14 protein-coding genes are annotated in these 14,976 nt (G+C 71.3%); 10 read left to right on the plus strand and 4 right to left on the minus strand.

Translation table 11 applies throughout. The features are described from left to right. Nucleotides 1–177 precede the first annotated feature (177 nt). The 8 genes from NMK44_RS35370 (at nt 178) to NMK44_RS35405 (ending at nt 8,443) form a co-directional block, all read left to right on the plus strand. Nucleotides 178–981, plus strand: a complete 804-nt coding sequence (locus NMK44_RS35370) for a DeoR/GlpR family DNA-binding transcription regulator (protein ID WP_254750947.1) — start codon at nt 178–180, stop codon at nt 979–981. 250 nt (nt 982–1,231) lie between these two features. Continuing rightward, nucleotides 1,232–2,602, plus strand: a complete 1,371-nt coding sequence (locus NMK44_RS35375) for an ABC transporter substrate-binding protein (protein WP_254750949.1) — start codon at nt 1,232–1,234, stop codon at nt 2,600–2,602. 8 nt (nt 2,603–2,610) lie between these two features. Then, nucleotides 2,611–3,564 carry a carbohydrate ABC transporter permease gene (locus tag NMK44_RS35380; RefSeq protein ID WP_254750951.1) on the plus strand — a complete coding sequence of 318 codons (954 nt, stop codon included), beginning with the start codon at nt 2,611–2,613 and terminating at the stop codon, nt 3,562–3,564. Next, the gene (locus NMK44_RS35385) at nt 3,561–4,406 is read left to right on the plus strand and encodes a carbohydrate ABC transporter permease (protein ID WP_254750953.1); all 846 of its coding nucleotides are present in this window, start codon (nt 3,561–3,563) and stop codon (nt 4,404–4,406) included. Before NMK44_RS35380 ends, NMK44_RS35385 begins: the two co-directional genes overlap by 4 nt. 73 nt (nt 4,407–4,479) lie before the next feature. Continuing rightward, nucleotides 4,480–5,559, plus strand: a complete 1,080-nt coding sequence (locus NMK44_RS35390) for an NAD(P)-dependent oxidoreductase (RefSeq protein ID WP_254750955.1) — start codon at nt 4,480–4,482, stop codon at nt 5,557–5,559. A gap of 6 nt (nt 5,560–5,565) precedes the next feature. Then, nucleotides 5,566–7,065, plus strand: coding sequence for an FGGY-family carbohydrate kinase (locus tag NMK44_RS35395; protein ID WP_308358706.1), 1,500 nt, complete (start codon nt 5,566–5,568; stop codon nt 7,063–7,065). Nucleotides 7,066–7,276: 211 nt separating this feature from the next. Then, a complete protein-coding gene (locus NMK44_RS35400; protein ID WP_254750957.1) occupies nt 7,277–7,768 on the plus strand; it encodes an ATP-binding protein in 492 nt (163 codons plus the stop codon). A 54-nt stretch (nt 7,769–7,822) separates the two neighbouring features. After that, on the plus strand, nt 7,823–8,443 hold the full coding sequence (locus tag NMK44_RS35405; protein WP_254750959.1) for a LysE family translocator: 621 nt from the start codon (nt 7,823–7,825) through the stop codon (nt 8,441–8,443). Nucleotides 8,444–8,553: 110 nt separating this feature from the next. On the opposite strand, the gene NMK44_RS35410 is transcribed toward NMK44_RS35405, so the two are convergent. Continuing rightward, nucleotides 8,554–9,999 (minus strand): glyceraldehyde-3-phosphate dehydrogenase, encoded by a 1,446-nt coding sequence (locus NMK44_RS35410; RefSeq protein ID WP_254750961.1) that lies wholly within the window; start codon nt 9,997–9,999, stop codon nt 8,554–8,556. Nucleotides 10,000–10,207: 208 nt separating this feature from the next. Continuing rightward, nucleotides 10,208–10,957 (minus strand): hypothetical protein, encoded by a 750-nt coding sequence (locus NMK44_RS35415; protein WP_254750963.1) that lies wholly within the window; start codon nt 10,955–10,957, stop codon nt 10,208–10,210. 298 nt (nt 10,958–11,255) lie between these two features. On the opposite strand from NMK44_RS35415, the gene NMK44_RS35420 reads away from it, so the two are divergent. After that, nucleotides 11,256–12,230, plus strand: a complete 975-nt coding sequence (locus tag NMK44_RS35420) for an ABC transporter ATP-binding protein (protein ID WP_254750965.1) — start codon at nt 11,256–11,258, stop codon at nt 12,228–12,230. Next, on the plus strand, nt 12,227–13,057 hold the full coding sequence (locus NMK44_RS35425; protein WP_254750967.1) for an ABC transporter permease: 831 nt from the start codon (nt 12,227–12,229) through the stop codon (nt 13,055–13,057). Before NMK44_RS35420 ends, NMK44_RS35425 begins: the two co-directional genes overlap by 4 nt. Here the strand turns inward: NMK44_RS35425 and NMK44_RS35430 are convergent. Continuing rightward, nucleotides 13,054–14,265: a glycosyltransferase gene (locus NMK44_RS35430; RefSeq protein ID WP_254750969.1), complete on the minus strand. Its 1,212-nt coding sequence runs from the start codon at nt 14,263–14,265 to the stop codon at nt 13,054–13,056. The two genes, NMK44_RS35425 and NMK44_RS35430, sit on opposite strands and share 4 nt — an antisense overlap. A gap of 164 nt (nt 14,266–14,429) precedes the next feature. After that, complete coding sequence (locus NMK44_RS35435) at nt 14,430–14,840, minus strand: Fur family transcriptional regulator (RefSeq protein WP_254750971.1); 411 nt, start codon at nt 14,838–14,840, stop codon at nt 14,430–14,432. Between the last annotated feature and the right edge of the window lie 136 nt (nt 14,841–14,976).

Here is a 14,976-nt window from a genome sequence, read left to right on the forward strand (position 1 = left end):
AGAATCTGCTCACGGGCGGGTGCGCCGACGGTGAACACCGCACCGGCCGCCTGCCGCGGGAGGTGGAGGCACCGGCCACCGCACCGGTACGGTCTGGATCGACCGTGCGGGGATCGAGCCGCTGGTGTGCCCGGGGACGGGCCGGACCGCGCCGGGCGCGGAGGGGAAGGAGGCCGTATGCCGGCCAGGGCACGGCTGTCGCAGGCCGCCGTCGAGGAACGGCGGCAGGCCGTCCTGCGCCATGTGGTCGAACGCGGCGAGATCCGCATCGACGACCTGGCCTCGCGGTTCGACGTCAGCCTGATGACGATGCACCGCGACCTGGACGACCTCGCCGCCCGCCATCTGCTGCGCAAGGAACGCGGCCGCGCCGTCGCCTTCCCCGCCCTCACCATGGAGACCGCCACCCGCTTCCGGGAGTCCGCCCGGCTGGCCGCGAAGAACGCGCTGTGCGCGGCGGTGGCCGACCGGATCACCCCGGGGACCACCCTGCTGCTGGACGACTCCACCACCCTCTACCCGTTGGCCGACGTACTGGCCTCGGTCGGCCAACTCACCGTGGTCACCAACTCGGTGGGTCTCGCCCAGCGGCTGGGCGGCGCGCCCGAGGTGGACATCACGCTGCTGGGCGGGCGCTACAACAGCGAGTTCAACTGCTGTACGGGCCCCGACGTGGTCGGCGCCCTGTCCCGGATCCGCGCCGATCTCGCGCTGACCTCCGCCACCGCGATCCTGGAAGGCCGTCTCTTCCACCCGCTGCGCGAGTACGCCGAGATCAAGGAGGCCATGCTGGCCTCCGCCAACCGCTCGCTGCTGCTGGCCGACCACTCCAAGTTCGGCCGGACCGCCACCTACGCCTACGGCACGGCCGCCGTCTACGACGGGGTGCTCACCGACACCGCCACCGCGGACGAGGAGATCGCGGCCATCCGCGGGCTGGGGGTGCGGGTGGAGCGCATCCCTCCCGAGGAGTCCGCCTGACCCGTCCGCTCCCGCTCCCCCACCACCGCCACGGTCCCCGCCCGGACCCGGTGGCCCCGGACCACGTCCACGGGCTCACTCCGGCAGCGGCCGCCCAGCAGGGTGATCTCCACCCCGGCGGCCGTTGCCGCGCCCATCTGCGGGGAAGCTGAGAGCATCGCGGTGGACAGGCCCGCGATCATGCTCATGCCGACCGTGGACGACGCCGTGCTGGTCCGGCAGGCACGCCGACGGCGGAGAGGGATCCGGTATGGCGCGACCACCGCTGGGGCGGCGGACGACCGGTGGCGCGGCCGCCCTCTGCGCCCTGTCGCTGCCCGCGGCGGGCTGTGGCGGATTCGGCGGGGTGGGGGCCGGTGACGGGACCACCGTCTCGGTGGCCGTGGTGGCCAATCCGCAGATGAAGGACATGGAGGCGCTGACCCCGTACTTCGAACGGGCCCACCCCGACATCCGGGTGCGCTTTGTGACCCTGCCGGAGAACCAGGCACGGCAGAAGATCACCGAGTCGGTGGCCACCGGTGGCCGGGAGTTCGACGTCGTCATGATCAGCAACTATGAGACCCCCCTCTGGGCGCGGAACGGCTGGCTGACCGACCTCCAGGAGCGGGCCGAACACACCCCCGGCTACGCACCGTCGGACTTCATCGCCCCGGTCCGCGCCGCGCTGTCCTACCGCGGCCATCTGTACTCGGTCCCCTTCTACGGAGAGTCGTCGTTCCTGATGTACCGCAAGGACCTCTTCGCGGCCCGGCGGCTGACCATGCCCCGGCGGCCTACCTGGCGGCAGGTGGCGTCCTTCGCCAAGGCGCTCGACGACCCCGGGCACGGAGTGGCGGGGATCTGTCTGCGCGGCGCGCCGGGCTGGGGCCAGGTGCTCGCCCCGCTGAACACCGTGATCAACACCTTCGGCGGCCGGTGGTACGACCTGCGGTGGAACCCCCAGCTCACCACCCCCGAAGTGGAGCGGGCCGTGCGGTTCTACGTCTCCCTGGTGCGCCGGTACGGCGAGCCGGGGGCGGCGGGCGCGGGCTTCACCGAATGTGCCACCCACTACGCCCAGGGCAAGGCGGCCATGTGGTACGACGCCACCTCGGCGGCCGGTGTGCTGGAGGACCCGGCCGGCAGCAAGGTGGTGGGCCGCACCGGATATGTCGCGGCGCCGGTGGCGCGGAAGGCGTGGTCGGGCTGGCTGTACTCCTGGTCGCTCGGTATCCCCCGGGCCGGCCGTCATCAGGACGCCGCGTGGCGGTTCATGTCGTGGGCCACCTCCCGCCGGTACATCGAACTGGTGGGACGCCGGCTGGGCTGGTCCCGGCTGCCCCCGGGCAGCAGATACTCCACCTACGCCCTCCCCCGGTACCGGCGGATCGCGCGGTCGTTCGCGGGCCCCACGTTGCAGGGCATCCGCCACGCCGACCAGCAGCGCCCCACGGTGGAACCGGTGCCCTACACCGGTGTGCAGTTCCTCGACATCCCCGAGTTCCAGGACCTGGGCACCCGGGTGAGCCAGCAGATCAACGCGGCCATCAGCGGACAGGAGTCGGTGCACACCGCCCTGGCACAGTCCCAGCGCTACGCCCGGACCGTCGGCCGCGACCAGCGGCGACCGGAACACTAGGGGCGGCCGTGGCAGTCGGCGCGCTTCCGCCCGCGGGCCCGACGGCGACCGCCGGGCCGCTTCCGGCGCGGCGTCCGCCACGGCGGGCCGGGTGGCGGCGCCGCTGGCCGCTCGCCCCCGCCCTGCTCTGGCTGGTCGTCCTCACCCAACTGCCCTTCGTCTTCACCGTGCTCTTCTCCTTCCAGTCCCGGAATCTGCTCCGGCCCGGTGCGGAGCGCTGGGTGGGGCTGGCCAACTACGCGAACGTGTTCACCGACACCGTGTTCCGCGCGGCGCTGCTCACCGAGATCGAGCTGACGGTCCTGGCGGTCGCCATCGCCATGGCGCTGGGAACGGCGCTGGCGCTGCTGCTCGACCGGCGGTTCCCCGGCCGGGGCGTGGCCCGGACGCTGCTGATCTCACCGTTCCTGGTGATGCCCGCGGTCGCGGGACTGCTGTGGAAGACCGCCATGTTCGACCCGGTCTTCGGCCTCGTCAATGTCGCGGCGTCCTGGGCCGGCGTCCAGGGCACCGACTTCACCAGCCGGTTCCCCGTGGCGTCGGTGGTCACCGTTCTGGTGTGGCAGTGGACGCCGTTCATGATGCTCATCGTCCTCGCCGGGCTGCGGAGCCAGCCCGCGGACACCCTGGAGGCGGCCCGGGTGGACGGCGCCGGACCATGGGCCACCTTCCGCTGGATCACCCTGCCGTATCTGCGCCGCTATATCGAACTGGGTGTGCTGCTCGGTGTCATCCACCTGGTCAACACCTTCGACGTGATCTACATGATGACGCAGGGCGGCCCCGGCACCCGGACCACGAATCTGCCCTACTACATCTACCAGCGGGCGTTCCTGGGCTTCGACGTCGGCCAGTCCTCGGCGCTGGGGGTGGTCACCGTCGCCGGGACACTGGTGGCCGCGGCGCTCGCACTGCGGCTGCTGTTCACGGCCTTCACCGGCGTCCGGGCGGGTGACCGATGAGAAGCCCCGCCGCCTTCCGCCCGCCACTGCGACGCCGGTTCGGTCCATGGCTGTGGACCACCGTCACCTGGGTGGTGACCGCGGTGTTCTTCTTCCCGGTGCTGTGGATGGCGCTCACCGCGTTCAAGACCGAGGCGGACGCCTACACCACCTCCCCCACCGTGGTGTTCTCCCCGACGCTCGAGCAGTTCCGGGCGGTGTTCGCCGAGGGTGTCGGCCCGTACCTGGGCAATTCCGCGCTGGCCGCCGGGGCTTCCACCGCCGTTGTGCTGCTGCTCGCGACACCGGCCGCGTACGCGCTGTCCATCCGGCCCGTGCGCCGGTGGCGCGATGTGCTGTTCTTCTTCCTCTCCACCAAGATGCTGCCGGTGGTGGCCGCGATCATCCCGGTGTACCTGGCCGCGCGCGGGCTGGGCGCGCTCGACAGCATCGGGACACTGATCGTGCTGTACACGGCGATGAACCTGCCGGTGGCGGTGTGGATGCTGCGCTCGTTCTTCCTGGAGATCCCGCGTGAGGTGCTGGAGGCGGCACGGGTGGACGGGGCGACGACGCGTCAGGAGGTGATGTGGGTGCTGCTGCCCATGGTGGCCCCCGGTCTCGCCGCCACCGCCCTGATCTGCGTGATCTTCTCCTGGAACGAATTCTTCCTGGCGTTGAACCTGACCTCGGTACGGTCCGCCACGATGCCCGTCTTCCTCGTGGGTTTCATCACCAGCGAAGGGCTCTACTGGGCCCGGCTGGCCGCGGCCGCCACCCTGGCCTGTCTGCCGGTGCTGCTGATGGGGTGGCTGGCGCAGCGCCAGCTCGCCCGCGGCCTGTCCATGGGCGCGGTGAAATAGCCGGTGCCCCCCGGATAACCGGTGACCACCCGGACACCTGCCACAACACGGAGCAGATCAGAGAGGAGCAGCGGTGCGTGTGCTCGTCGTCGGCGACCACTTCATCCCGGCCGCCCGCTATATCGAGGCCCTGGCCGAGGTGTCCTCCCAGGGCACCGGTCCGGACACCGGTCCGGGCCACGGTATCGGCCCGGTCCGCGATATCACCTGGTCCGGCACCAAGGCCGAGCAGCACGCCGCGCAGCAGGAGATGGAGCTGCGGGGGCCGGACGCGGTACCGGTCCCCCGTGAGATCGTCGGGGCTGTCGGGGATACCGAGGTGCTCGCCGTGCACTTCGCCCCGGTGTCCGCGCTGGTGCTGCGGGCGGCCCCGGAGCTGCGCGCGGTGTGTGTCGCCCGGACCGGCCTGGAGAACGTGGACGTGGCCGCCGCCACCGAGCGGGGCGTCGCCGTCGTACCGGTCCACGGGCGCAACGCCTCGGCCGTGGCCGAACTCGCCCTGGGGCTGATGCTCTCCGAGGCGCGCGACATCGCGCGCGCGGACGCCTCGGTCAAGGCCGGAGGGTGGCGCAAGGACTTCGGCGGGCCCGGTGACGAGGTCGGTGGCGGCACCGTCGGCATGGTGGGCATGGGCCATGTGGGACGGGAACTGGCGGACCGGCTGCGCGGTTTCGCCGTCCGGCTGCTGGTCCACGATCCGTATGTGCCGGACGCGGTGCTGGAGCACCACGGCGCGGAGCGGGCGGCCGATCTGGACACGGTGTTCCGGGAGTCCGACGCGGTCCATGTGCTGGCCCGGCTGACCCCGGAGACCGAGCGGTTCATCGGCCCGGAGCAGTTCGCGCTGATGAAGCCCACGGCGTACTTCTTCAACACCGCGCGCAGCCGTCTGGTGGACACCGGCGCGCTGTACGCGGTGCTGGCCTCCGGCCGGATCGCCGGGGCCGGGCTCGATGTGCACGACGAGGAACCCCTGCCGGCCGACAGCCCGTGGCGGACGCTGGACAATGTCACGCTCACCACCCACTACGGCGGCGACACCGTCACCACCAATGAACGTTCGGCCCGGCTGGTGGCCGGGGCCGTCGCCGAGCTGGCGGCGACCGGGCGCTGCCGGGGCGCGGTCAATGCCCGTGAACTGGAATGGATGTAGGACCCCGTGCGTGAACTGTTGCTGGGCATCGACGCCGGGCAGACCGTGACCAAGGCGCTGCTGTTCGACCCCGCCGGACGGGAGGTGGCGCGCGGCCGCGCGACGGTACCGCTGAGCAGCCCCCGGCCGCACCGGGTCGAGCGCGACATGGACGAGGTGTGGCACGCGGCGCGGCGGGCGATCCGGGAGTGCCTCGCCGCGGCGGGTGAGGGGGCGGCCCGATCCGTGGCCGCGGTGGGGCTGGCCGGGCACGGCGACGGGGTCTACCCCGTGGACGAGCGGCTGCGGCCGGTGCGCACGGCGATCCTGGCCCTGGACACCCGCGCCGAACCGCTGCTGGACCAGTGGCGGGACACCCCGCTGTGGACGCGGGCCCTGGACCTCTCCGGTCAGGTGCCCTTCCCGGGTTCCCCGGCCGCGCTGCTGCCCTGGCTCGCCCGCCACGACCCCGACACCCTGCGGCGCAGCCGGTGGCTGCTGTTCTGCAAGGACTGGCTGAGGCTGCGGCTGACCGGCACCCCCGCGACGGATCCCACGGACGCCAGCGCCTCGTTCACCGATGTCCGCACCCGGGCCTACTCGGCGGAGCTCCTGGAGCTGTACGGCGTCGGTGAGCTGGCCGGGAAACTGCCGCCGGTACTGGCGTCCGACGCCCTGGCCGGGGCGGTCACCCCCGAGGCTGCCGCGGCCACCGGACTCACCGCCGGAACCCCGGTGGTCACCGGTGCGCATGATGTGGACGCGGCCGCGCTCGGGGTGGGGCGGCTGGATCCGGGTGAACTGTGCGTGGTGGCCGGGACGTTCAGCGTCAATCAGGTGCTCAGCGATCGGGTGGTGCTGGATCCGCGCTGGCAGGTCCGGGGTTCCGTGCGGCCGGAACACTGGATGATCATGTCCACCTCCCCGTCGTCGGTGGCCAACCTCGAATGGTTTCTCCAGGTCATGGGTGTCACCGCGGAAGCCGGGGAGACCGTGCACGACGTGATCGCGCGGGAGGTGGCGGCCCATCTCGGGGGACCGTCGGAGATGGTCTTCCACCCCTTCCTCTACGGCTCCCCGCACGGTCGGCCCACCTCGGGCACCTTCCTCGGGATGCGCGGCTGGCACACCCGGGGCCATGTGCTGCGGGCACTGCTGGAGGGCGTGGTGCTCAACCATCGCTGGCACGTCGACGCCCTGTGCTCGACGCTGCCCGTCAGCGGACCCGTACGGCTCACCGGTGGCGCCGCGCGCAGTGAGCTCTGGAGCCAGATGTTCGCCGACGCGCTGGCCCGGCCGGTCGAGGTCACGGATGTGGCGGAGAGCGCGGCGCGTGGTGCCGCCCTGCTCGCCGCCACGGCGGTCGGGCTGCTGGACGGCCCGGGCGATCCCCGCGCCCGGGTGGCGGTCGGCCGACGCCATGAACCGGAGGAGGGACGGGTGGCCGTGCTGGAGGAGGCGTACCAGGTGTATCTGGAGGCGCTGGAGGCGCTCGGACCGACCTGGTCACGGCTTGCCACGGACTGACCACGGGGAACCGGCGCAGGGGCCCGGCAAGAGGCCCGGCACAGAGGCCCGACACGGGGGTGCGTCGCTGATGTATCACATAAACAGAGATCTTTTAGCTTAATTCATGAGATTTCTTGCCGGAATCTCTTGTAATACTGCTGGGTCAGGCGTAGACCGGAGCCAAAGGCAGCACCACGCCGCCACCCTTCGCCCGGAAGCGATCCGCACCATGTGTGTCACCGCCACCCTGCTCGCCTCGCCGGCCGGTCCCCGTCCGGCGGAGCCCCCGCCGCTGGCGCCCACCCCGGTCTCCGGACGCGACGCCCTGCTCACCCTGCCCGCCGAACCGGCGCTGGTCGGCTGTGCCCGCCACTTCGCCGAGAACGTCCTCATCCACTGGAAGGTGCCGTCCGACGCATGCGATGCGGCCGTGCTCGTCGTCGGGGAGCTGGCCGCCAACGCGGCCCGGCACGGACGCAGCCGGATGACCGTCCGGCTGACCCTGACCCCGGACGCCCTCCGGCTCGTGGTGTCCGACCACGGTCTGCTGCCGCGCCCCAGGCGCCCGCATCTCGTCCCCGTCTCCGACCCCGATGAACACGGCCGTGGCATCGCCCTGGTGGAGACCCTGGCCAGCCGGGTGGAGACCCGTCGGCACGACAACGGCCACTGGGTCCGCGCCACCCTGCCGGTGGCCCCGGCGCGGCTCATGGCGGCATGAGCAGTGATCACTTTCACACCGGTGGGGTGATCGATCGCCCTCACACTGGCCCTCATGTGGACGCAGACAGCGACGGCGGCCGGAGTGCTCGCCCTGTTGACCGTGGTACCGGGGCCGGACATGGCCGTGGTCACCAAACGCGCGATCGCCGCCGGGAGGGCGGAGGCCCTGCGCACCGCCGCCGGGATCACGACCGGGCTGCTGGTGTGGGGCGTAGGCACCGTCGCCGGACTCGCCGCGGTCCTCGCGGCCTCGGCCGAGGCGTACCTCGTCGTGAAGATCCTGGGCGCGGTGTACCTGGCCTGCCTCGGTGCTCAGGCGCTGTGGCAGAGCCGGCGCGCGGCGCGGCCGGAGCCCGGCCGGCCGGTGGGCGGTGGCTCCAAGCGCGCGTTCACGACCGGGCTGACCACGAACATCCTCAACCCGAAGATCGCCGTGTTCTACACCGGGCTGCTGCCCACGCTCGCCCCCGACGGACTGCCCGCGGCGACCGGGATGGCCCTGCTGGTCGCGTTGCACGCGGCGCTGACCCTGAGCTGGCTGGGCGGTTACGCCTGTCTGGTGTCCCGGGCCCGCGGGGTGTTCCAGCGGCCGCGCGTCCGCCGGCTGCTGGACCGGGTGACCGGTGTGGTGCTCATCGGGTTCGGCGCGCGGATCGCCACCGAGGCACCCTGACGGGCGCCGGAGCGGCGGACGGCGGGGGGCGCACAGCGGCGGGGGAGCGACCGGACCCCTATCGGGTCGGCCGCTCCCCCGCCGTTCGCGCTGTGGGAGCCCGGGTGGGGTCAGCCCACCGGAGCCGGGTACGTCGGGTACTCCACCCCGGAGACGTGCTGGACCACGCGGATGACCTGGCACGAGTAGCCGAACTCGTTGTCGTACCAGAGGTAGAGGATCGCGTTGTCACCGTCGACCTTGGTGGCGCCGGCGTCGACGATCGAGGCGTGGCGCGAGCCGATGAAGTCGTTGGAGACCGCGTCGGGCGCGCTGGTGAAGTCGATCTGGCGCTTCAGCGGCGAGGTGAGCGACACATCGCGGAGGTAGTCGACGACCTCCTCGCGGGTGGTCTCGCGACCGAGCCGCAGGCTGAGGATGGCGATGGACACGTCCGGCACCGGGACCCGGATGGAGCTGCCGGTGATCGGCGCCTTGAGGTCCGGCAGCGCCTTGGCCACGGCCGAGGCGGCACCGGTCTCGGTGATGACCATGTTGAGCGGCGCGGACCGGCCGCGACGGTCGGCCTTGTGGTAGTTGTCCAGCAGGTTCTGGTCGTTGGTGAACGAGTGGACGGTCTCCACGTGGCCGCGGAGCACACCGTACTCGTCCGCCATCGCCTTCAGCGGCGGGACGATCGCGTTGGTGGTGCAGGACGCGCAGGACAGGATCTGCTCATCCGGCTTGATCGTGTCGTGGTTGACCCCGTGCACGATGTTGGGGACGTCGCCCTTGCCCGGCGCGGTCAGCACGACCTTCTCGACCCCGGGGCGCAGGTGCTTCGACAGGCCCTCGCGGTCCCGCCACTTGCCCGTGTTGTCGATGAGGATGGCGTCCTTGATTCCGTACGCCGTGTAGTCGACCTCGGACGGGTCGCTCGCGTAGATCACCTTGATCTCGTTGCCGTTGGCGACGATCGTGCTGTTCGCCTCGTCAACGGTGATCGTGCCCTGGAACTGGCCGTGGATGGAGTCACGGCGCAGCAGCGAGGCGCGCTTGACGATGTCCTGGTCACCGCCCCGGCGGACGACGATGGCACGCAGCCGCAGACCGTTGCCGGACCCGGCCTTCTCGATGAGCAGCCGGGCCACGAGGCGGCCGATACGGCCGAAACCGTAGAGGACGACATCGCGCGGCTCACGGCGCTCGATCTTGTTATCCCCGGTGGCACCCGATACGGCCTCGGCGGTGAACTCCTCCACCGACAGACCGCGGTCATCGGCGCGGTAGCTCTCGGCGAGCAGACCGAGGTCGATCTGGGACGGGCCGAGATCGAGTGTGGTCAGAGCCTGAAGGAAAGGAAGGGTGTCGGTGACCGAGAGTTCAACACCCGCGATCTGCCGGGCGAACCGGTGGGTCTTGAGGATGCTGACCACCGACTTGTTCACCAGGGAGCGGCTGTGAAGCAGGACGGTCACGTCCCGCTCCCGATGCAGCTTCCCGATGATCGGGATCATCGACTCCGCGATCTCCTCGCGGTTCTTCCAGTTTGTGAACGAGTCCTCGTTGACAGTCACAGTGCATCTTTCGAGCTAGGCGGTGCTCATATGCTACCCCTGCCAGCACGATGATCCTTCAAACGCCCCCCTGGGGCCGCATTCTGTGACGGGACTCATCACCACACCCGGATACCATTTTGCCCCATGATGTCCGATCTCGATCATCGCGCGGATCCCTTGGCGGGGCGGCCGTACGCGGGGGCCGGAGCCCGCGTACGGCGGGGACCTAGCGGGGCAGCCGGTAGCGGAAGCGCAGTTCGAAGGTGGCCTCCATCACCAGGGCGACGGGGTCGAAACGACGCACCCGCGCGCGTTCGACACCACTGCCCCGGATGCCCTCGAACTCCTCGGTGCCGCCACTGATGACACCGCGCCCGTCCTTGCCCGGGCCGACGGTGGACACGACGGTCCGGTCGCCGACCCAGGGCTTCCCGGACTCCAGGGCGGGCTGGAAGATGGTGGCGGCGACGTCGGTCTTGTCCTCGACCTCGTCATAGAAGATCGTCCCGCGGCCCGGGAGATGCAGCAGCCAGGCACTGCGGGAGCGCATGATGCCCGACTCGGGGGTGCTTTCGGGCAGCAGGGTCTCCAACTCCGTGCCGTACCCCACGACGGTGCCCTCCGCGTCACGCAGCAGCCCGCCGAAGGCGAGTGTCCGCTTGAGCCGGGCGTCGGTGAACCGGGCGACACCGGGCGGGAACGGCGCCGCCGGGGTGAGTCCGCCGTGGGTGTTCACGATGACGTCCTTCGGGGTTTCGCAGAAGAACGACTCCTCGATCCAGCCGTGCCTGCCGTGCCCCCGCCCGTGGACAAAGGGTGCGGAGTGCGCCCAGGCGGGACCGGCGGTGGCGGCGGAGGCGGCCAGCGCGGTCACGGCCAGTCCGGTCAGGGCGGTACGGCGGGAGGGCACCCCGGTCGCCCCGTTCGCCTCGGTCGCCTCGCCCGCCCCGGCGGAAGGTTCTTGGTCTGCGGCCACGGCATATCTCCTCAAAACAGGATAGAGTTCACCTTTGCGCTTTACCGTGACGCTATCCCTCCCTCCCGCGGGGCCCGGTGAGTAATTCCTACTCCCCCTCCCTGCCACCTCTCCGCCACCTCCCCGGGGCGCGGTCGCCCACGGACACCGCTCCCTCGCTACCTCTCAGGTCGCACGGTGGACAGCGGCGTTGATACCCGCGGTGTACGGAGAGCGGCGCTTCCGGCTGACGCGTCCCCGATACAGGGCGACTTAGCGTGTTTTTCGTCCCCAGAAGGGCGCCGCGAAAGGAACCCGCATGATCGAAGCAAGAGGACTGTCCAAGCGCTACGGCGACAAGGTCGCCGTGGACGACCTGAGTTTCACGGTCCGGCCCGGACTCGTCACCGGCTTCCTCGGGCCCAACGGGGCGGGGAAATCCACCACGTTGCGGATGATCGTCGGCCTGGACCAGCCGACCTCCGGTACGGCGACGGTGTGCGGCCGCCCCTACCGGGAGCTCGCCCGGCCGCTGTGCACCGCCGGTGCCCTGCTGGAGGCCAAGGCCGTGCACAGCGGACGCACCGCGCGTGAGCACCTCCGGGGGCTCGCCGCCTCCAACCGCCTTCCCAAACGGCGAGTTGACGAGGTGTTGGAACAGGTCGGCCTGACCGCCACCGCGCGGCGGCGCGTCGGTGGCTTCTCGCTCGGCATGGGCCAGCGGCTGGGCATCGCGGCCGCGCTGCTCGGGGATCCCGAGGTCATCATCCTCGACGAACCGGTCAACGGCCTGGACCCGGAAGGCATCCAGTGGGTGCGCGAGTTCATGCGCGGGATGGCCGACGAAGGCCGTACCGTCCTGGTCTCCTCCCATCTGATGAGCGAGATGCAGGACACCGCGGACCACCTCATCGTCATCGGACGCGGCCGGCTGGCGGCCGACAGCTCGATGGCCGATTTCCTGGCGCGCAGTTCGCACAACGGGGTGGTGGTGCGGTCACCGCACACGGCGCGTCTGGTCCCCGTGCTGCGCGGCGACGGAGCCACGGTCGACGCCCTCGTGGACCGCGACCGCGCCGGTGAGCAGGACCGGGCGGAGGACCCGCCACTGATCGTGAAGGGGCTCGACGCCCGGCGGATCGGGGAGCTGGCCGGACAGAACGGCCTGTGGCTGCACGAACTGGCACCCCAGCGGGTGTCGCTCCAGGAGGCGTTCATGGAACTCACCGCGGACGCCGTGGAGTACCGGGTGGGACAGCGCCGGACGGCCGAGCACATCGGAGGTGCCGCATGAACACGGTACGGACGCAGTACGCCAGGCCGGAGCCCCTCGTGGACTCCCCCGCCCCGCCCCGTGGCGACGGCGGACCGTCACCGCGGTTCGCCGACGCGGTCGCCTTCGAATGGATCAAGGCCCGGTCGATCCGTTCGACGTGGTGGACGCTGGCGGCCGCCGCCTGCATCACCATCGGTATCGGCGTGCTCGGTGGCGACAAGGCGCTCCCGGCCGACGACACGGCGAACGTGCTGGGCAAGATCCTCATCGGCCTCTCGCTCGGACAGGTGGCGGTGTGCCTCTTCGGGGTGCTCACCGCCACGTCCGAGTACGGCACCGGCTCGATCCGCAGCACGTTCACGGCGGTACCGGACCGGATGCGGCTGCTGGCCGCCAAGGCCCTGGTGGTCTTCACCGTCTCCCTGGTGGCGGGCACCGCCATCGTCTTCGCCACCTTCGCCGCCGGAACGCTGGCGCTGAACCCGGGGGTCGAGGTCCCGTCGCTGTCGGACGGGGCGGTGCTGCGGGCGCTGGTGGGCGGGGGCTGCTATCTGGCCCTGCTCGGGGTGTTCTCGCTGGCCCTGGGCCTGGTGCTGCGCGCCTCCGCGGGCGGGATCACGGCCGCGGTCAGCATCACGTTCATCCTGCCCACGGTGTTCCAGATGCTCGGCCAGGACGGCGAGACCCTCCGCAAGTGGTGGCCGACCGAGGCCGGACAGCAGATCCTCAAGGTGACCCCGTCCTCGACCGATCTGGCGCCGGTACCGGGACTCGGCTACTTCGCCGTGGCCACGGTCCTCGCCCTGGCCTGCGCCATGGTCCTGACCAACCGGCGCGATGCCTAGCCGTGTTCCTCGATCAGCCGTTGGGCGGCGGTCAGCGCCCCGTCGGTGCGCATCTCGCCCGCGACGGCGCGCGCCCGGTCCGCCACCGTGGGCGCGAGCGCCTGGTGGAGCGCCGCGCGCAGTGAGTCGGCGGTGGGACCACTGGAGGGATGTGCACTGCCGATGCCCAGCCCCTCGACGCGCCCGGCGAAGAAGAACTGGTCGAACATCTGCGGAACGACCACCTGTGGCGCGCCCGCCATCGCGGCGGCCGTGGTCGTACCGGCCCCACCGTGGTGCACCACCGCCGCCACCCGCCGGAACAGGGCCTGCTGGTTGACCTCGTCGATCACCGTGCAGTCGGGGTGGCCGTCCACGGGCGACAGCCCGGCCCAGCCCCGCGACAGGACCACCCGGCGGCCGAGCGCGCGAGCCGCGTCGATCACCGCCCCGGTGACGCCCTCGGGGGCGCGGACGCTGCCGAACCCGCAGTAGACGGGTGGCTCCCCGGCGTCCAGGAACTTCTCCAGTCCGGCGGGGAGCGGCCGGTGGTCCGGGAGTGTCCAGGCGCCGGTCTGGATCACATCCAGCCCGGACGGCTCCGGCCACGGAGCCAGTACCGGGTCCGCGGCCAGCCACGGGGTCCGGGTGAACAGGTGGTCGCGCACCTCCTCGACCGGAGGCAGTCCGACGGCCGCGCGCCGCGCGGTGAGGGCCGCGCCCCACTGGGTGTTCCAGCGTGCGGCGTCCTCGGCCCAGAGGGTGCGGTGGTCCACCGTCCCGTCCGGGGGCCACTGCCCGAGCATCCCGAAGACTGGGGGCGCATGGTGGACCGAGGGCAGGGTGACCGGGGCGAACGCCGCGTAGACGTAACCGGTGCCGCGCCGCTCGGCCACCGAGTGCGCCGCGATGGCGAGCGCTCCCCCGGCCACGATGACGTCACAGCCATCAGCGGCCGCGCCGACCGCGTCGAACTGCGCCGCGACCGTGCCCTCGATCATCTGCCGACGCTGTTCCGGCGAAGGAACGGCGGTGGTGCTCCGTCGCGCCGTCCCCCGCAGCTCGGGGCCCACGGACACATAGGTGACGCCCAGGGACTCCGCCCACTCCCGGAAGTCGGGCGGCGCGCACACCACGGCCTCCTGCCCCATCGCCATCAGCCGGACGGCCAGTGCCACCACCGGCTGGACCTCGCCACGTGACCCGATCGTGGACAGCAGAACCCGCATGCCGCTCCCGTCTCGCGTCCGGCCCTCGGAGCGCGAGCAGCGATTTTCACCCGGTATGGGGGCCTTGCGGCAAGACCCCCCGTCTGCTATACGGTGTAAATGCGGGGGATCATCGACCGGCGTGGCGCCTGCCTGCGGCCAGTCTGCCGCTCAGGCGCAGGAGCTCAGGCGCAGGAGGGGCAGAGTCCCTGGTAGGTGACCTCGACCGCGGACACCGTGAAGCCGAACCGTTCCTCCGCGGGAAGACCGGCCAACAGGTCGCCGGTCGGATGCACATCGCGGATGGTGCCGCAGCCGGAGCACACCAGGTGCTGGTGCGGATGGTGCGCGTTGGGGTCGTAGCGCTTGGCGCGGCCGTCGGTGGAGACCTCTATGACCTCACCGAGGGAGACCATCTCTCCGAGGGTGTTGTAGACGGTCGCCCGGGAGATCTCGGGCAGCCGCCGGGCCGCGCGGGCGTGCACCTCGTCGGCGGTGAGATGCACATGATCGCCGTCGAGGACCTCCGCAACGACACGCCGCTGGGACGTCATCCGCCAGCCGCGCCCTCGCAGTCGCTCCAGCAGGTCACTCATATCGGTTCACCTATTCAGGTTCGGTGGGACTCCCGAAGTTTACCAATGGGCATCCGGGATCCGATCGGATATGGGTTTGGCGCACTTCTTGACTTAGATTCTGTCCATCGTAGGATCGGTTCCGGCGAGAGCCAAG

It is taken from the genome of Streptomyces cucumeris (assembly GCF_024295805.1).
In the GTDB taxonomy this organism is placed as follows: Bacteria; Actinomycetota; Actinomycetes; order Streptomycetales; family Streptomycetaceae; genus Streptomyces; species Streptomyces cucumeris.